Origin of the sequence: Dactylosporangium sp. CA-152071 (assembly GCF_050936335.1) — a bacterium.
GTDB classification, from domain to species: Bacteria; Actinomycetota; Actinomycetes; order Mycobacteriales; family Micromonosporaceae; genus Dactylosporangium; species Dactylosporangium maewongense.
This window is the reverse complement of the sequence record NZ_JBNJMZ010000001.1, coordinates 3,728,514-3,746,701: the sequence shown is the minus strand read 5'-3', so window position 1 is coordinate 3,746,701 and position 18,188 is coordinate 3,728,514. Positions and strand designations below refer to the sequence as shown.

13 protein-coding genes are annotated in these 18,188 nt (G+C 73.7%); 3 read left to right on the top strand and 10 right to left on the bottom strand.

Annotated elements, in window-relative coordinates; translation table 11 throughout:
- Positions 1 to 719: 719 nt before the first annotated feature.
- From ACQEVZ_RS16625 to ACQEVZ_RS16590, 8 genes are all read right to left on the bottom strand, one after another.
- Complete coding sequence (locus ACQEVZ_RS16625; protein ID WP_433367301.1) at positions 720 to 1,496, bottom strand: caspase family protein; 777 nt, start codon at positions 1,494 to 1,496, stop codon at positions 720 to 722.
- 76 nt (positions 1,497 to 1,572) lie between these two features.
- Positions 1,573 to 4,728, bottom strand: coding sequence for a CHAT domain-containing protein (locus ACQEVZ_RS16620; protein WP_433367298.1), 3,156 nt, complete (start codon positions 4,726 to 4,728; stop codon positions 1,573 to 1,575).
- Between the two features lie 470 nt (positions 4,729 to 5,198).
- Complete coding sequence (locus ACQEVZ_RS16615) at positions 5,199 to 5,666, bottom strand: hypothetical protein (RefSeq protein WP_344502974.1); 468 nt, start codon at positions 5,664 to 5,666, stop codon at positions 5,199 to 5,201.
- Positions 5,667 to 5,669: 3 nt separating this feature from the next.
- Positions 5,670 to 7,334: a S8 family serine peptidase gene (locus ACQEVZ_RS16610; protein ID WP_433367295.1), complete on the bottom strand. Its 1,665-nt coding sequence runs from the start codon at positions 7,332 to 7,334 to the stop codon at positions 5,670 to 5,672.
- 129 nt (positions 7,335 to 7,463) lie between these two features.
- Positions 7,464 to 7,874: a hypothetical protein gene (locus tag ACQEVZ_RS16605; protein ID WP_433367292.1), complete on the bottom strand. Its 411-nt coding sequence runs from the start codon at positions 7,872 to 7,874 to the stop codon at positions 7,464 to 7,466.
- Positions 7,871 to 8,680, bottom strand: coding sequence for a DUF692 domain-containing protein (locus tag ACQEVZ_RS16600; protein WP_344502971.1), 810 nt, complete (start codon positions 8,678 to 8,680; stop codon positions 7,871 to 7,873). Before ACQEVZ_RS16600 ends, ACQEVZ_RS16605 begins: the two co-directional genes overlap by 4 nt.
- Positions 8,677 to 9,612 carry a TIGR04222 domain-containing membrane protein gene (locus ACQEVZ_RS16595; RefSeq protein WP_433367289.1) on the bottom strand — a complete coding sequence of 312 codons (936 nt, stop codon included), beginning with the start codon at positions 9,610 to 9,612 and terminating at the stop codon, positions 8,677 to 8,679. The genes ACQEVZ_RS16600 and ACQEVZ_RS16595 overlap by 4 nt, the downstream gene beginning before the upstream one ends.
- Before the next feature lie 74 nt (positions 9,613 to 9,686).
- A complete protein-coding gene (locus tag ACQEVZ_RS16590) occupies positions 9,687 to 10,262 on the bottom strand; it encodes a TetR/AcrR family transcriptional regulator (RefSeq protein WP_360566156.1) in 576 nt (191 codons plus the stop codon).
- 140 nt (positions 10,263 to 10,402) lie between these two features.
- On the opposite strand from ACQEVZ_RS16590, the gene ACQEVZ_RS16585 reads away from it, so the two are divergent.
- Both ACQEVZ_RS16585 and ACQEVZ_RS16580 read left to right on the top strand, forming a co-directional pair.
- Complete coding sequence (locus ACQEVZ_RS16585; protein ID WP_344502968.1) at positions 10,403 to 11,050, top strand: HAD family hydrolase; 648 nt, start codon at positions 10,403 to 10,405, stop codon at positions 11,048 to 11,050.
- A gap of 161 nt (positions 11,051 to 11,211) precedes the next feature.
- Positions 11,212 to 12,108 carry a serine protein kinase RIO gene (locus ACQEVZ_RS16580; protein ID WP_433367284.1) on the top strand — a complete coding sequence of 299 codons (897 nt, stop codon included), beginning with the start codon at positions 11,212 to 11,214 and terminating at the stop codon, positions 12,106 to 12,108.
- Positions 12,109 to 12,221: 113 nt separating this feature from the next.
- On the opposite strand, the gene ACQEVZ_RS16575 is transcribed toward ACQEVZ_RS16580, so the two are convergent.
- Positions 12,222 to 13,733 carry an MFS transporter gene (locus tag ACQEVZ_RS16575; RefSeq protein WP_433367281.1) on the bottom strand — a complete coding sequence of 504 codons (1,512 nt, stop codon included), beginning with the start codon at positions 13,731 to 13,733 and terminating at the stop codon, positions 12,222 to 12,224.
- A gap of 84 nt (positions 13,734 to 13,817) precedes the next feature.
- Positions 13,818 to 14,771 (bottom strand): quinone oxidoreductase family protein, encoded by a 954-nt coding sequence (locus ACQEVZ_RS16570; protein ID WP_344502964.1) that lies wholly within the window; start codon positions 14,769 to 14,771, stop codon positions 13,818 to 13,820.
- Positions 14,772 to 14,872: 101 nt separating this feature from the next.
- Here ACQEVZ_RS16570 and ACQEVZ_RS16565 point away from each other — a divergent pair, with 101 nt between their 5' ends.
- Entirely contained in the window at positions 14,873 to 18,058 is a 3,186-nt protein-coding gene (locus tag ACQEVZ_RS16565; protein WP_433367277.1) for an Hsp70 family protein, read from the top strand.
- Positions 18,059 to 18,188: the final 130 nt, after the last annotated feature.

Sequence of the window (18,188 nt, the reverse complement as noted above, 5' to 3'; positions counted from 1 at the left end):
TGGGCGCGTGAGCCCGGTACGAACCCGATCTGTGTGTCTGGCTCTGCGTCCACCTGGGACTGTCGGACCGCGTGTCGCGTGGGCGTGTCCGTCCGGGTGCCTGCGTGAGTTCGACCTTGGGAGTGGGTCTGGCTTCCGTGTTCGGCTGAGACCGCCAAGCCCCGCATCCGGCGCAATCATGGCCGTGTTGGTCCGGCTGTGTGTCCGGCTTGGGGGCTGGGCGCCGAGCGGGCCGACCCGGGCTGCGGTTGGCGGGTCGAGCGTGAGCGTCGTTGATTGCCGGACGGGTGCGCCGCGTCGGTGGTGAGGCAGGGCGCTTCCGCGGGGTCCGCAGGACCTCGGTTGCCGGGAGCGGCGCGGTCAAGGCTGCGGTGTGGGTCGATGCTGAGCGCTTCGTCTGGATGGCCGGCTTGAGGTGTGCTGTTTCGCCGCCGTCGCTGGGGGATGGGGGTGGGCGTCCTGGTGTGGGGCGCATCGTTGCTGCTGGGAAAGTAGCGGCGGTGGAGAAGGGGGGGCTGAGGTCATCGACCTCAGTGGATCATGTGAGTGCGTGGGGAGAGTGTTGCGGCGTGTCCGGGCGATTCGCGTGTTGTCCGGCAAAGCGCGCCGCCGCGCGGTGGGTGGTTGATGGTCGTCAATGCGAGAGGGGGTGGAAATGGTGGGAGGGAATGGCGAGGAATGTGGTGTAGGTCACGGCCCGGCTGGGGTGGGGGGGGTAGTCAGGCGAGGACGGGCCAGGTGTGTTGGGTGGGGGTGGCCTGCAGGGCGGGGGTCTGCGGATAGTTCTGGCTCGGCAGCTGGGCCCTGATCGCCCTGAGCCAGTCGCGGTACGTCGCGTCCGGTGGCAGGGCGGCGAGGGTGGTCAGGGCAACGTACGTGAACGCGCCGTTCGGGCGGCCCGAGAAGGTGGCGTCGTAGGAGTACTCGGTGTCGCGGCACGCCGACAGCAGCAGCGCGGCCGAGCGGGGGCGGGTGACACGCGGAGCGACAGCCTCGTGGGTAGGGGTGCCGAGGGGCAGGAACGTCGACGGGGCCAGGAAGCGGGTCGGGCAGCGGCCGTCGCCGAGCGGGCGGCTGAGCCGCGTCAGCGTGCCCGAGTGGCAGGAGTCGGAGATCAGCACGACGCGGACGCCGGGGGCGGCGGTGGCGAACAGCGTGGAGAGCTCGTCGTCGAGCAGTGGGCCGTTGGCGGCGACGTCGTGCGGGCAGATCGCCTCGTCGCGCTGGTCGGGTTCGTCGCCGTCGAGGTCGGGGACCCAGGTGCCGTGGCCGGAGTACGTGATGACGACCGCGTCGCCGTCGGAGGTGCGGGAGAGCAGGTCGGCGATGCCGGTGCGGATCGCGAGGCCCGAGGCGGCGCTGTCGAGCAGGGTGCGGACGTCGAAGCCGCGCGCGGTCAGCGCCGCCGTCCAGTCGGCGGCGTCGTTGCGGCAGCCGTAGAGGTCGTTGGAGACGCCCGGGTAGTCGTTGATGCCGACGCAGAGCGCGAGTTTCATGGTGTACCCCCGTAAACCAGTGGAACCTTCTGCAGTGAAGGCGCCACAGCGCGTCACCGAGGTTGCACGAACTCCGTCAGCCCGCGCCGAAGCAGACGAACGGCGTCGCCTCCGGCAGGTCGGCCAGGGCACGGGCCGGTGACACGCCGAGCGCGACGGCGCGGTGGTAGTGGGCCATGACGGCGGGGCCCAGCTCGTCGGGGATGCGCGCGACGCTGGCGACGACGTTGGCGGTGCCGGCGTGCAGGAGGGCGGCGGTGAAGCCGACCAGCTCGTCGCCGGCCCGCACGACCGCCCGGCCGACGTCGCAGGCGGAGAGGACGACCTGGCCGGGGGCGGTGCCGAGGCGCTGCAGCTCATACGCGAGCAGCGGGCCGTCGCCGAGCTCCAGGCGCGAGAAGAGCACGTTCTGCGTGTCGTGATGGCCGTGCGCGGCGACGTGCACGACGGGCGCGGCGTCCATGCCGGCCAGGACGCTGGTCGCGGTCGCGTCGGCGCCCCGCAGGACCCGGCCCCGCGGGTACAGCCGCGCGATCGCGTCGATCTCGGCGTCGGCGTGGACGAGGTCGGGGCCCGCGACGAGCAGGGGCGCTCCGGTGGTGACGGCGTTGGCGGCGGTACGCGCGGCGAGCCACACCGACGCGGACGGTGCCACCGCCACGGGCCGCCCCCGCAGGCTGGGCAGGAGCCCCCAGGGCAGCACCGCGAGCTGCCGGGTCGGCACGACCACCACGTCGTGGGGGCCGAGCGCCGCCAGTACAGGAGCGATCAACGCCTGATCGAGGGTGGCGGCCTGCCGGTCGGCGCTGGCTCGCACCACCGCGGCGAGCTTCGCCGGGAGGCGCCGGTCGGCCGCGGTGTCGAGGTCGCTGAGGAGACGGCGGACGGACTCGGCCACGGGAGCGTACGGGCCGAGCTCCACCGACGTGATCGCCCCGCCGGCGAGGACGAGCGCGTGCAGGCGGTCGCGGCGGACGAGGTAGCTGACCATGCAGCGGCCGGCGCGGGCGAGCTCGGCGGCCACCTCGGTGTGGGTGGCGGCGCCGTGGCTCTCCTCGGTGTCGCCGGCCCACCAGCCGTGCCGGCGGATGCTCTGCTCGAGGTCGGCGCAGCGGGCGCGCAGCAGCGGCTCGGGCCGGCCTTCGAGCTCGCCGAGGCGCACGGCCCGGCGCAGCTGCCGCAGCTCCGCGAGGGCCTCGGCGATCTGCGGGTCCTGCGGCGGCAGGACGGACCGGATGCGGAACGACTGTGCCCGGGACCGCTCGGACCAGTTGAAGACGAGGCTCGGCGGGCCGAGCGACCAGGAGATGTCCAGCCCGTACGCGCCGAGGTCCGCCCCCAGCGCCGCGACGCTGCTCTGCAGCTCCAGGCTGCCGAACCGGCGCCGGTGCTCCTGCAGCGTCACGAGCCCCTTGCGCAGCTCGTCGAGCGCCGCCCGCGGCCGCCCGTCGGCGCGGTGCAGCTCGGCCCGGGTGAGCCGGTGCAGCAGCCGCACGTCGAGCGGCACGTCGGCGACGAGAGCCCGGCGCGCCGGGGCCCGCTGCTCCGCCGACGGGGTGTCACCGGCCGCCACCCTGGCCCGCAGCGCCAGCAGCTCCGCACTGCCGGCGTCGTGCCGCAGCCCGAGTCCCCGCAGCGTCGCCGCCAGCCGTGTCGCCCGCCTGGCCACGGCCAGCAACTTCCGACGATTTGGGTTTTTCGGCTGATGTACCGCTGAAACCACCCCGACACGACTGCCGTTGCTTTCCGGCTGGACGTCGCTGCTGATCGTGGCGGGCCGGACGGAAGCAGCCGCTGCCACCGACCGCCGGCCGGGCCCGGTGGCAGGTGGCTGGTCCGGGTCGGCGGCGGCCGCGGGTTCCCCGGGGGCAGGCTGTGGCCGGGCGGGACGGATGGCCTGTGGCTGGTCCAGGTTGGCGGCAGGCGCGGGTTCGCCAGGGGCAAGCAGCGCCCGGGTGGGACCGGTGGCAGTGGGCTGGTCCGGGTTGCCAGGCGCGGGTTCGCCAGACGCAAGCTGCGGCATGGCGGGGCGGGTGGCAGGTGGCTGGTCCGGGTTGGTGGGCGGTGCGAGTTCGCCGGAAGCAGGCCGCGGCCGGGCGGGTCCGGTGGCCGGTGGTGGCTGGACGGGACCGAAGGCCGTTGGCGGCTGGGTGCGGGCGGCGGCAGGTCGTGGCTGGACGAGTCCCGCGGCCTGGACAGGGGCGGTGGACGGTGGCGCCTGGACGGGACCAGTGGCCGGTAGTGGCTGGACGGGGTTGGCGGCCTGGGTGCGGGCGGCGCTGGCGAGGTCGACGCGGACCTGGAGCGACGCGGCGAGGGCGGCCCAGGCGCGGTTGCGGCGGCGGGTGAAACGGGCGCGGGCCCTGGCGCTCCACAGGGCCGCGGCGGCCAGGTCGCCGCTGCCGAGGGCGGCCTGGGCGCGGGCGAGCTCGGCCTCGCCGAGGTCCTGGCTGAGACGGTGGCGTTTGAGCAGTTCGATCGACCGGTCGAGGTCCTCCGCGGCGGCGGTGTCGAGGCCTGCGCCGAGCAGGGCCCGCGCCCGGTCGAGCATCGAGATGGCGAGGAACCCGTCCGCGCGCAGCCGCCGCAGCGAGTCCGCCGCCGTGTCGAACGTCTGCAACGCCGCGGGCACGTCCCCGCCCGCGAGCGCGCAGTAGCCGAGGTTGTGCTCGACCTTCGCCGCGAGCAGGTCGAGCCCGTGCGCACCGGCGAGCTCGCGGCACAGGCGCAGGTCGGCCCGGGCCAGCCGGACCCGCCCCGCGGTGAGGTGCACGACGCCCCGGTTGAGCAGCGTCCGCGCGAGGACCGCCGGCTCCCCGTGCTCCTGGAGCACCGGCACGGCCGCGTCCAGCAGCTTCAACGCCGCGTCGATCTCCCCGACCCGCAGCAGGAGCAGCCCCCGCTGCTGCAGCACGGTGCCGACGTCGGCCAGGTCGGCGAGCGTCTCGGCCCGGTCGAGCAGCTCCAGTCCCAGCTCGGTGCGCCCCTGCTCGGCCTCCGCGTGCGCGAGCGTCAGCAGCAGCCGCGCCGCCAGCGCCGGCCTGGACGGCTCCGCCCCCGGCCACCCCAGCAGCCGCAGCGCCTCGGTCGCCCGCTTCGCCGCCGCGGCAGGCTTCCCGGCCGCCCCGGCCCGCACCGCCGACCGGTGCAGCCGCACCACCCGCGCCACTTCCCGCCGCTCGCCCGCGTCCGCCCCACCGTCCGTCACCGCCCGCCCCGCAGGCGCCGCCACACCCGCCACCGCACTGGCGACCGGGGAAGCGCCGCTCGAGGAACCAGCAGCCACAGACGGCCCGGCTCCCGCGAAGGTGCCGGGTCCCGCAACACCCGCCGGGCTGTCCGCGGGGGAAGGGACGATGATGGTGGGTCGCGTGGCACCCGCCGGACTGCCGGCGGCGGGCGCGGTGGCGGCGGCTCGCACGGCGCCTGCCGGACTGTCCGCGGGGAAAGGTGCGGTGGTTGTGGGTCGTGCGGCGCCCTTCGACCTGCCGGCGGGGGAGGGTGCGGTGGTGGATCGAGCGGCCTTCACCGGACTGTCGGCGGTGGCGGGTCGCGCGGCGCCCGCCGGACTGCCAGCGATGGGGGCGGCTCGCGCGGCGCGCGTCGGACTGCCGGCGGGGGCAGGGGCGGTGCGGATAGGCATGGGTGTGGCCCGCGTGGCGGTGGAGGCACGCGGGTCGGCCGGGGACGGTGAGGTTGCGGCTACACCACGAACGATGGCGTCACCACCGTCCGGGCGCCATCGGCTTCTTGGTCGTTCGTCGGGTGGACGCGGATCTGGACCTCGCCGCGGGTGACCCGCTGGGCGGCGAAGCGGCCGCCCTCGTCGGTGTCCATGGTCTGCGGGCCGTCGACCGTGCGCAGCTCGATGCGGCAGGGGGAGGGTGGGGCGAGCCAGCCGTCGAGGCGGACGGTGCCGGCGGCGCCGGCGGTCCATTCGACCATGATGGTGAGGCTCGCCGACTCGAAGGTGGCGCGGGTGGTCTCCTCGTCGCCGCGGACCCCGGCCATCGCGCCGTCCAGCGCCGGGACGAGGCGACAGACCTCGATGTCGAGCCCGGCGACGCTGAGGGAGAAGAGCAGGTCGGCGGGGACGGGGTCGACCAGGCCGGCGACGCGCCGCAGGTCGGCGAGCAGCCCGTCGTCCGAGAAGTGCTGGAAGTCGGCCATGGTCTACCCCGGGAACCCGTCGAGGGCTCGCAGCGCCCGTTGCGTGGTGGACTTCGCGTCCACCTGGTCGAGGCGCAGCTGCGGGTCGGCGGCGGCGTTCTCCAGCAGGAGCGCGGCGACCTCGGCGGCGCCGAGACCCGCGGCGAACGAGCTGCCGCTCCACGAGGCGAAGCCGCGCGTGTAGTCGTCGTCGTCGAGGGTCTCGCGGCGGGTGGGGCGGCCCCCGGCGTTGCCGGCGGGGGTGGTGAAGGCGGCGCCCCGGCTGCCCTGGACCTTCGGGAACGTGCTGATCAGCGCCGACCCGGGCGCCCAGTAGCGGACCCAGGGGCCGTCGTTGCTGAACATCGCCTTGGCGTCGTTGGGCTGGAAGGCGCCGACGCTCATCACCGGCAGCTCCCCGTCGCACGGCAGGGCCGCGGGGTAGAACTCGCGGGACGTGGCGTGGTTCCCGGCGGCGGCGACCACGACGACCCCGGCCGCGAGCAGGCGGTCGACGTGTTCCTGGAGGCGGATGGTGTACGAACCGTCGGCCGCGCTCTCGAGGTAGTAGCCGAGCGACAGGCAGACGACGTCGACCATCCGTCCGCCGGTGCCCGCCTGGGCCGCTTCGACCTCGTCGGCGAGGCGGTCGAGGGCGATGAGCAGGTCGCTCTCGTAGACGACGCCGTCGCTGTGCATGACCCGGATCTGCAGGACGGTGGCGTCGGGGGCGACCTGCCGGACGAGCCCGCCGATGAACGTGCCGTGCCCCGTGTGGGTGCCGAGCTCGCCGGCGACGGAGCCGGTGCTGATCTGCCGCTCCCAGGCGTCGCGGAGGCGTTGCAGGGAGTGACCGGCGGCGATGAGCTGGTCCTGCGCGGCGAGGATCATGGCCTGCAGCTCGGTGTCGACGGTGGTGAACCCGTCCGCGGGCAGCGCCGAGCCGGCGGGGGTGGGGACGTCGAGCCACTCGTGCGGGGAGATGCCCGTGTCGAGGACCGCGACGACGGGCCGCCGGTCGCCGAGCTCCGCGGCGGTGCGCCGGCGGGGCGGCGGGAGGACCAGGTCGACCGGCCGGCGGCCGGCACCGCCGGCGAACCGCCAGGCGCTGCCCTCCGTCATCGGGGACCCCTCCGTCATGGGGGAGCCTTCGGTCATCGGCGAGCCCTCCGTCATCGGAGAGCCTTCCGTCATGGGGGAGCCCTCGGTCATCGGCACCCCGCCGATGGAGGCGCCGAAGAGCAGGTGGTCGAGCGACAGGTGCGCCCCGTGGCCGCCGGCGCGCAACGCCTTCAGCGCGGCCCACGCGTCGACGGACTCGGGGTCGGCGCCGTGCGCCGCGACGAGCTGGACGGCCCGCACGCGCCGCCGTACGGCCCGCTCCCTGGCGGGTCCGTCGGGGCCGTGCGCCGCGGCACCGCGCCCGCTGGGCACGGCGTGGCTCTCGGCGAGGCGCATGCCGGACCCGGCGAGGGTCTGGTTGCAGCGCTCGAGGGTGTCCGGCGGCTCGCTCGCCGGCGCGGTCGACAGCAGGACGCCCGCCCGGTACACCGTCGGCGCGGACACGCCGTCGCCGGGCTCCAGCACGCGGGCGCCGTGGCGGCGCAGGACGGCGGCCGACGGCAGCCAGGGCGTCGACGGTGGCGCGCCGTTGTCGTCACCGAGGTCGGCCAGCGCGTCCCCCGTCATCCGCCGGCAGCGTAACTGCATGTGGCTCTCCGTCCCCGCAGGGCGCCTCGAATCCGAAGTCGGCGCCGTCTCACCTGACTAGAGGACACACGCGTGGCACCTGATACAAGAAATTTCAGAGCGCGCCGGTCACGTGGACCGGGATCCATGGCGTGACAGCAGCAGCCGCAGCCGGGCGGCGAGCCGCCTGCGGGGGACCGGGGCGGCGGCGCCGTCGTAGCGGAAGGCGGCCTCCCGCCCGGCGAGCTCCTCCCGGGCGAGCGGCGTCAGCGTGGCGGGGCCGGCGCAGCGGGCGAAGTCCCAGCCGTCGCGCAGCGAACCCTGCGGCGGGCGCCCGGACGCCCAGTCGGCGAACGTGCGATGCCAGCGGTCGCCGTACGACGCCGCCAGGAAGGGCCATGTGCGGGCCACCTCGCCGGCGCGCTTCCTGCGGAGGGCGACGGCCGCTGCCCGTACACCTGCCGCATCGAAACCAGGGGGGACGGCACCGCCGGCGACGAGCGCGTCGACGAGGGCCCGCTGCCGGTCGGCCAGGGTCATGCCGTGATCCGGGGGAGGCCCGCGGCGGCGCAGAGGGCGTCGAGCTCGCGGGTCAGCTCGGCGGCGGGCGGGTAGTGGCCGTCGCGTTCGAGCATCAGCGCCGGCGGGCTGGTCCGCGCGCACAGCTCCTTGACCAGGTCGAGGACCTCCGGCGGGGTCGGGTCGGTGTGGGTGTCGTGGTAGAAGCCGTCGTGCTCGGCCCCGCCGGCGACGTGCACGTACGCGATCCGCTCCAGCGGCAGCCCGTCGAGCAGGTCACCGGGGGTGCCGCGGTTGCGGGCGTTGGCGTGGACGTTGGCGACGTCGAGCAGGAGCGCGCAGCCGGTCCGGTCGAGGATCTCGGTGAGGAACTGCGCCTCGGTCAGCTCCGGGTCGGGCCAGTCGAACAGCGCGGCGATCGGCTCCAGGGCGAGGGTGACGCCGCCGAGCGCCGCCTGGGTGCGCCGCACGTTGGCGACGACCGCGTCGACCGCCTCCCGGGTGCGGGGCACCGGCAGCAGATGCCCCGCCTCGACGCCGCCGGCCCGCACGAACGCGATGTGCTCGCTGACCAGCGGCGACCGCAGCAGCTCGGCGCAGCGCGCCAGGTGCGCCGCGCGGGTGTCGTCGACGGGTTCGGCGCCGCCGAGCGACAGCCGCACCCCGTGCGGCACGACCCGCACGCCCCGGTCGACCAGGTCCATGAGCATCGCCGGCGGGTGCGTCAGGTGTACGGACTCCGCGACGACCTCCGTGAACCGCAGCCCCGGGAGGCCGGCGACGTAACCGGCGATCTCGGGCCGCCAGCCGATGCCGACCGTGGTCATCCCCCGCACCCTCCGCCGCAGCTCGACCCGCCGCCGCAGCTCGAGCTCGACCCGCCGCAGGAGCTGGACGAGCCGGAGTCGGAGCTGCCGCTCCAGCCGCTGTCGAAGGAGCCGCCGCCACCGCTGGCGGCGACGTGCCGCTGCAGCTCGGCGGACTCGGCGAACGCGGGGTCGGCGAGGAAGAACGCGCCGGCGCCGAAGAGCCCGATGCTGAGCGCCGCGGCCTCCGGGCCGTAGGTGGACCACGACGGCGACTGGCGCGGCGACAGGTGCTGGACCCGCATCCGCATCCGAAGCAGCAGGGCCCTGCCGTTGGTGGTGACCCGCGGGACGGACCGGAACAGCAGCGCGATGAGGAAGACCGGGACCACCAGCATCACCAGGAAGCCGATGGGCTGGTCGTTGAAGATGCCGGCGCCGATCCGGGCGACGCCGACCGCGACGACGGCGAGGACGATCAGCCACGCCCGCCGCACGTTGCGGCGGCGTTCGGGGTCGAGCAGCCAGCCGGCCAGGGTCAGCTGCTCCTCGGTGCGCTTGAGCACGGCGACGACGCCGGAGTCGGTCTGCACGTTGCGGGCGGCGAGGCCGCGGCGCGCGCACTCGTACACGGCCTGGTCGAGCTCACCGGCGCCGGTCGGCAGCGGACCGGACTTGCGGATGTTGCCGCGGCTGCGGGAGTCGATGGCGCCGGCGGCGCGCAGGGCGGCGAGGGAGCTGTAGACGGCCAGCTTCCGGTCGCCGTTGAGGAGCGCGGCCTGGGTCGGGGTCAGGTCCCGGGCGCGGCGCAGCGAAGGACCGCGCATGGCGGCGCGGCGCCAGATGAACGCGGTGATGATCGCGAGTGCGGCGAGCCCGGCGTACAGCCACAGGAAGTCCGGGCCCGCGATGCCCCAGGTGTCACCCGGGCCAGCGACGATCGATGTCCTCATGGGGTCAGTGTGGGTGCGGACGTCGAGTAGCGCCTGTCACCGGAAGGACACTTGAGGAAACCTTGTGACCGATGTCATCCCGACCTTCGGACGGCGGCCTCGACCAGGTTGAGGACGGCCTCGAGATCCTGCACGGGGCGGCCGGTCGCGAGGTGGAGGACCAGGCCGTCGTAGGCCAGCTCGAGGAACTGCGCGAGGATCGCGATCGGGACGTCGGCGCGCAGCACGCCGGCCTCCCGCTGGCGCTGCAACCGCTCACGGGTCGCCTCGGCGACCGCCTCCGAGCGGGCCGCCCACCGCTTCGCGAACTCCGGGTCGGTGCGCAGCCGCCGCGACACCTCCAGCTGGCTGCCGAGCCACCCGGCGACGTCCTCGGTGGCCGCCCGGGCGAGGAGGTCCCGCATGACCTGGACGAGGCCGTGCTCGGCGACCGTGGCTACCATGGTCGCGGCGTCGTCCTCGGCGACGGCGAGGAAGAGCGAGTCCTTGTCCCGGAAGTGGTGGAAGATCGCGCCGCGGGACAGGCCGATCTCCTCTTCCAGCCGCCGGACCGTCGCCCCTTCGTAGCCGTGCCGGGCGAAACAGGTCCGCGCGCCGGTGAGGATCTCCTTCCGGCGTGCGTCGAGCTGGTCCTGGCTCACCCTGGGCACGGGACGATTATGCAAGCCGTACATACGGTTTGGCACACTGCCCAGGGAAAACGGTGCGTTTCACCCCGTTCTGTGGGGATCCTCGGCCATCGAAAATGTGAGCACTGTTTTATGTCATTCCGGTCACGTACCCTGCCCGCGTGCCCCTGTTGTTGCTCTCCCTGGACGACACCCTGCTGGACAGGGCCGGGGCGTTCCGCGCATGGGCCGGCGACTTCCTGCGTGGCATCGGCGCGCCCGAATACGACCTGGACTGGCTGCTGTCCGTGGACGCCGACGGGATGGGTTCGACGTGGGACGTCGCCGAGGGGATCCGGGAGCGGTACGGGCTCCGTGAGGCCGCGATCGACATCGTCGAGGAGATCCGCGGCGAGCTGATGGCCCGGGTCCGGCTCAACCCGCTGACCGCCTGCGCCCTCGCGATCGCCGAGGACGCCGGCTGGGTGCCGGTCGTCGTCACCAACGGCGAGACCCGGCAGCAGGAGGAGAAGCTGCGCAAGACCGGGCTCGACCGGTACCTGGCGGACTGGGTCATCTCCGAGGACGTCGGCGTCCGCAAGCCCAACCCGCGGATCTTCGCGATCGCGGCGGAGCGGGCGCGGATGCGGCTCGGCGGCGCCTGGATCATCGGCGACAGCCCCGAGGCCGACATCGGCGGTGCCGCGGACGTCGGGATGCGCAGCGTCTGGCTGCACCGGGGCCGCCGCTGGGTGGAGCCCCGCTACGCGCCGACCCGCACGGCCGACGGGGTGATCGCCGCGATCGCCGAGGTCATGGCGTCGCGGTAATTCGGTTGCGTTTTCCGCGGGTGTACGGGAAGGTGCACCTGACCTCAGGGTCTTCGTGTCTTCGTGTCTCGAGTTGAGAGGGGGCTGGTTCGCATGGCTGCCGTCACGGCGCGTTTTTGCATGCCGACTTCCGCTTTCCTCTTGACTCTGGAGACCTCGCGTTGCGCGACAACGACTCTTTTGGCACGTCCGCTCGCCGCCGCCGCAAGTTCGACGACGACGATCCGACCTTCGTAAAACGCTCCTCCCCGTCCAGCGAGACCGCCTGGGACCTCGTGGAGGAGGAGACCGGCTGGTCCTCGTGGAGCGCGCCCGGCGTGCAGCACGGCCCGGCCCCGTTCCCCGACTGGGTGATCACCGAGCACGCCGCCAAGGACACCGACCGGGGCGTCCTCAAGACCGGTAAGGAAGCCGACGTCCACCTGGTGGAGCGCGGCGTCCCCGGCACCGACCGGCGGGTCCTGCTCGCCGCGAAGCGGTACCGGGCCGCCGAGCACCGCCTCTTCCACCGCGACTCCGGTTACCTGGAGGGCCGCCGGGTCCGCGAGTCCCGGGTCACCCGGGCCATGGCGGGTCGGACGGCGTTCGGCCGGGAGGCGATCGCCGGCCAGTGGGCGAACGCCGAGTTCGGCGCGCTCGCGCAGCTGTGGGAGCTGGGGGTCTGCGTCCCGTACCCGGTGCAGCTGCTCGGCACGGAGCTCATGCTGCAGTTCATCGGGGACGACGACGGCACGGCCGCGCCGCGGCTGGCGCAGACCCGCCCGGACCTGGACCTGCTGGCGGACCTGTGGTGGCAGCTGGTCGACGCGCTGCGGGTCCTCGCCCGCGCCGGCGTCGCCCACGGCGACCTGTCGCCGTACAACACCCTCGTCCACGACGGGCGGCTGGTCATCATCGACCTGCCGCAGATCGTCGACGTGGTGATCAACCCGAAGGGGGCGGACTTCCTGGCCCGCGACGTCGCCAACATGGCGAAGTGGTTCACGGGCAAGGGCTTCCCCGTCGACCCGGAGCCGCTGATCGTGGAGCTGCTGCACGACGCCGGCATGCGGGTCTGAGCGTCTGGTTTCAAAGCGCGGCCCGCCCGGTCTTGTGGCCGGGCGGGCCGCGGGTGAAAGCGGCGGGGAGGGTATGTCCGCCGCTTCCGTCTGCGCGAGGTGTCGAACCCCGCTCAGCCCATGTGGACGGCACCTTCTTCGGGCACGTCGTCCCTGGTCGCCTTGATGAAGACGACGACGATCACGGCCGCGGCGACCAGCAGGGCCGAGCCCCACCAGAACGCCGTCACATAGCCGTGCACCATCGCCTCCAGCTGCGTGCCCTGCGGGTCGACGGCCGTCGCGTGGTCCGTGAAGTACGACGTGGCGGCCGTGATGGCGACCGTGTTGAGCAGTGCCGTGCCGAGTGACCCGCCGACCTGCTGGCTGGCGTTGACCACCGCGCTCGCGGCGCCGGCGTCGTGCTCGTCGACGCCGACCAGGGCGATGTTGCCCAGCGGCACGAACGTGCAGCCCAGCCCGAAGCCGAGGATCAGCATGGACGGCATGACGTGGGTGGCGTACGCGGTGTCGACGCCGATCCGGGTCAGCAGGATCATGCCGGCCGCCGCCACGACCGCGCCCGTCGCCATGATCGGCTTCGGGCCGAGCTTCGGCAGCAGCCCGCTGGACAGGCCCGCGGCGATCAGCACGCCGACGCTGATCGGCAGCGTCCGTACCCCCGCCTGCAGCGGCGTGTAGTGCAGCACCAGCTGGAAGTACAGGCTGACGAAGAACACCGCGCCGATGAACCCGGCGCCGATGAGCGTGGAGGCCAGGTAGGCGCCGCCGCGGGTGCGCTGCAGCACGACCCGCATCGGCAGCAGCGGGTTGCGGATGCGGGTCTCGACGACCACGAACAGCGCCAGGAGCAGCACCGCGACGCCGATCAGGCCCAGCGTGACCGGCGAGCTCCAGCCGTACTTGAGCCGCTGCTGGGCGTCGGTCTCGCCGGCTTTCGTGAAGCCGTACACCAGCAGGCTCAGGCCGAGCGTCGCCAGGATCGCGCCCGGAATGTCGTACTTGGTGTTGCCGCTCGCCTTGCTCTCCGGCACGATCCGCACCGCCAGGGCGATCGCGATCAGCGCGACCGGGATGTTGACGAGCAGGCACCAGCGCCAGTGCGCGTACTCGGTGAGGACGCCGCCGAGGACCAGGCCCAGGGCGGCGCCACCGCCGGCGATCGCGCCGTAGACGCCGAACGCCTTCGCCCGCTCCTTCGCGTCGACGAACAGCACGCTCAGCAGCGCCAGCGACGCGGGGGCGAGCAGCGCGCCGAACACGCCCTGCAGGGCGCGGGCGAGGAACAGCGACGTCTCGTCCCACGCGCCGCCGCCGAGCCCGGACGCGACGGCGAAGCCGAGGATGCCGACGACGAATGTCCGCTTGCGCCCCCAGTAGTCCGCGATCCTGCCGCCGAGCAGCAGCAGCCCGCCGAAGGTCAGCGTGTACGCCGTCACCACCCACTGCTGGTTGGCGTCGCTGATGCCGAGGTCGGCCTTGGCGTGCGGGAGCGCGACGTTGACGACGGTGGCGTCCAGCACCACCATCAGCTGCGCCACCGCGATGATCACCAGCGCGAACCAGCGGCTCGGGTGCGTGTGCAGCTCGTGCCTGCCGTGCTGGGTCGTTGCCACGTGGCTCATCGCGCTCCCCTCCTCTGGACCATTGAATGGTCTAGTCGGGGGACTTTTCCCGGCTTCGCGCAGGTCCGTCGCCTGAGATCACGATCACGGAATAATGAGCAGCTTCCCGGTCGAGTGCCGGCCCTCCAGTGCGGCATACGCGTCCTGTACGGCGTCCAGCGGGTACTTCCCGGTGACGGCCACCTCGACGACGCCGTCCGCGATCCAGCCGAACAGCGTTTCGGCGCGTTCGAGCAGTTCGTGCCGCTTCGCGATGAAGTGCCCCAGGGTGGGCCGGGTCAGCATGTAGGACCCCGCCATGAGGCGCAGCGGGTCGACCGGCGGCACCTTCCCGCTCGCCGCGCCGAACAGCACGAGGGTGCCGCGCGGGCGGAGCGCTTCGAGACTGGTGTCGAACGTGTCCTTGCCCACGCCGTCGTACACGGCCGCCGCGCCGTCGCTGACCTCGCGGACGGCTTGCAGGGCCTCGTCGTACGGGACGGCCCGCACCGCACCGTCGGCGAGGGCGATCTCCCGCTTCGCGGGCGTGCCGGCGGTCGCCACCACCCGGCCGCCGAGGTGCGTGATGATCCTCGTCAGCAGGCGCCCGACCCCACCCGCGGCGGCGTGCACCAGGACGGTGTCCCCGGCGCGCACCGGGTAGGAGTCGTGGGTCAGGTAGTGCGCGGTGAGACCCTGCAGCATCGCCGCGGCCGCCTGCTCGGTGCTGATCCCGTCCGGCACGGGCACCAGCCGGTCCGCCGGGACGACGGCCTGCTCCGCGTGGCTGCCGGGGACGCCAGTCCACGCCACCCGGTCGCCGGGGGCGAGGCCCTCCACCCCGTCGCCGAAGCTGAGCACCGTGCCGCCGCCCTCGCTGCCCAGCACGAACGGCAGCGGCACCTGGTAGGTGCCGCTGCGTTGGTACACGTCGATGAAATTCACCCCGCTGGCTTCCACGAGCACCAGGACCTCGCCCGGCCCCGGCTGCGGGTCCGGGGCGTCCTTCGCCCGCAGGACCTCCCGGTCGCCGTACTGCTCGAACACGACTGCGCGCATCGACCCTCCCGTTTCTGTGTCGGCTTCCTGTCTACCCCAAACCGCCGATCGGAAATGTCGTACCGCTGCCGTACGATCCCGGGGTCTTTGGAGGTGAGGGCGTGGGGCCGACCCATCGTCTCGCGATCGATCTGGGCACCTGCCACACCGTGGCGGTCGTCCGCCGTGGTGACGACGCCCCGCGCGCGCTGCTCTTCGACGGCTCGCCGGTCATGGCGTCCGGCATCTACGCCGACGAGAGCGGCAAGCTCTCCGTCGGCCGCGACGCGGAGCGGCTCTCCCAGCTGGCCCCGTCCCGCTTCGAGCCCTACCCGAAGCGCAGCGTCGACGAGGGCGCGGTCCTGCTCGGCGACACCGAGGTCACCGTCGTCGAGATGCTCTCCGCGCTGCTCAAGCGGGTCGCCGACGAGTCCCTGCAGGCCGGGGTCAACCCGGTCGGCTCCACCGTCCTCACCTGCCCCGCCGACTGGGGCGGCCAGCGGCGCAACGTGTTGCTGGAGGCGGCCCGCGCCGCCAACCTCGGCCCGGTCGTCCTCGTCGACGAGCCGATCGCCGCCGCCACCTACTGCCTGCGCGTCCTCGGCCAGCAGGTCGCGCCGCTGCAGTCGCTCGCCGTGTTCGACTTCGGCGGCGGCACGCTCGACGTCTCCGTGGTGCGCCGCGAGCCCGCCGCCGCGGGCGGCCCGGGCGGTCTGCGCGTCCTCGGCGTCGGCGGCCTCGACGACCTCGGCGGCGTCGACATCGACGCGGCCCTCGTCGGTCACCTCGGCCAGCTCATCAGCCTGCGCAACCCCGACATCTGGCAGCGCCTCGCCAATCCTGACAGCATCGCCGCGCACCGCGACCGCCGCGCCCTGTGGACCGAGGTCCGCGCCGCGAAGGAGATGCTGTCCCGCGCCGCCTCCGCCCCGATCCACGTCCCCGGCACCGAAGAGGCCCTGCACATCACCCGCGAGGAGCTGGAGCGCGTCGCCGGCCCTCTCATCGACCGCGCCGTCGACGAGACCCGCCGCGTCCTGGAGCGCGCCGGCGTCGACGTCCGCCAGCTCGCCGGCATCTTCCTCGTCGGCGGCTCCTCCCGCATCCCGCTCGTCGCGAGCCGCCTGCACGCCCGCTTCGGCGTCGCCCCCGTCGTGCCCGAGCAGCCCGAGCTGCCCGTCGCCTATGGCGGCATGCTCGCCATCGCCACCTCACCCCAGCAGCTCTTCGACGGCGGCCAGTCCCCGGCCCCCCGCCCGGTCTCGGGCACCCCGGTCTCCCCGAGCGGCGGCACCTCCTACCCGGTCTCGGTGCCGTTCGCCGCGACCGGCGGCTCCTCGTCCCCGACCTCGCCCGGCGCCGCCTTCGGCTCCCCGGCAAACCTGTCGCAGACCTTGAACGCCGCCTCTCCGTCGTCCCCGGCCGCCTTCGTCCCCAACCAGGGCGGCCGGCCCGGCGGCCCCGGCTTCGGCAGCGGCGGCCCGGCGGCGTTCGGCGCGACCGCTCCGCCCGGCGTCCGGCCCGCCCCCGGCGCCCCCGCGGGCGCTCCCGGCCTGGCCCGCCCCGACGTCCCCGCCGGCATCGGCGCCCCCGGCGGTTTCAGCACTCCCGGCGGCCCACCCAGCCAGGGCGGTCCCAGTTTCGGCACCCCAGGCGGCCCGCCGGGCCAGGGCGGTCCCGGTTTCAGCGCTCCGGGCGGCCCTGGTGGCCCCGGCTTCGGCACGCCGGGCGGCCCGCCCGGCCAGGGCGGCGGCTTCGGGGCAACGACGTTCCCGCCGGGCGGCCAGCCCGCATTCACGCCACCCCCACCGGTCATCGTCCGCCCCCGCCGCAGCGCCGCCCCCTGGATCGCCCTCGTCATCGTCCTGTCCCTCATCGGCGGCTGCCTCTGGGGCGGCTCCAAGGTCTTCACCTGGATCGGCGACCAGTTCGAGTCCGTGAAGGACGGCCTGCCGGACAACACCACCGCCAACGACAACGGCACCGTCAAGGACCCGAAGATCCAGGGGCTCAGGTCGGGGACGCCGATCACCCTGCCGAGCGAGGGCGCCGTCGCCGCGGTGGCCGGCAACGGCATGGTGTTCACGGCGGCGGTCAGCGTCGGCTCGACCGACGTCGTCGGCTATGAGGCCACCGGCGGCCAGAAGTTCCGGGTCCAGCTCCCGATGGAGCCGAAGGAGGTGCACCTCACCGTCGTGGGCAACCTGCTGATCGTCGACGGCGAGGAGGACCTGAAGCAGGCCGAGAAGGAGAACAGCCGGAGCGTGGTCGACATCGCGACCGGCACCGTGAAGTGGACCGCCCCGTTCATCGACCGCATCGATGCCCTCTACATCGGCACCGACGCGATCACCGAGTTTCGCGGCTTCAACAACACCGCGATCGAGCGCATCAACCTGCTCGACGGCAAGGCCCGCTGGTCGCACCCTGGTGCCAAGGCCGTCTACCCGCTCGGCCATCGGGCAGTGCGCGCGTCGGCCCGATGGGCCACCGCCGAATCGCCCGCCGACGTGATCGTTCCCACCTATTCGCTGACCTTCGCCAAGCGGGTGCCCTACAAGCAGTCCCTCACGGCCGACACCGCCGTGGCCGTGCAGCTGCAGGCGGATGGCAAGGCGAGCACGATCGACCTCAACTCGGGCAAGGTGAAGGCGACCGGCGCTATCTCCAAGGGCGACGAGGCCTGGACCGTCTACAACGACCTGGCGATCGTCAAGCCCGACGACGATTCGATCATCGCCTATGGCCTGTCCGACATGAAGCAGAAGTGGCAGTACCGGGGCACCGCCGGCACCAAGATCGGCGACGTCCGCCCCTGCGGCGAGAAGCTCGTCTGCGTGCAGGCCGAGCTGTCGTCGTCGAAGGACGCCATCGTCGCCATCGACACCGCCGCCGGCACGGCCAAGTGGACCAAGACCCCGCCCGCCGACGGCAAGAGCCTCATCACCAGCGACGGCGAGTGGGCCGTGGTCGGCGGCAAGCTGATCGGCGGCTTCGGCTCGTCCGGCGAGATCGGCGAGGGCGCGGTCATCGACCCGGCCAACGGCAACAACCAGTTCTACCTCGGCCAGAGCCTCGACGCCCATGACGTCGCCGCCTGCGCCGCCGGCCGGGTCGCCATCGTCAGCTTCCGCAACGCGGCCTCCGCCGTCCAGGTCGCGATCGTCAACGTCGCCGACAACAAGCTCGTCGGCACCGCCGACCTCGCCAAGGACGACATCCTCCAGGAGGTCTCGATGTCGGACAACACGGTCGTCGCCTTCAACCCCGACACCCGCGTCGTCCAGCGCTACACCATCCCCAGCTGACCCCGAGGCGTTCGCAGTCCGTGCCCGCTCGCGGGGAAGCCGGGAGCGGGCGCGGCGGACACCGGCGGAACCAGTGGCTTCGCGGGCACTCGGGCACCGGGCCTGTCCTCGGCCGAAGCGTGGTGACAGC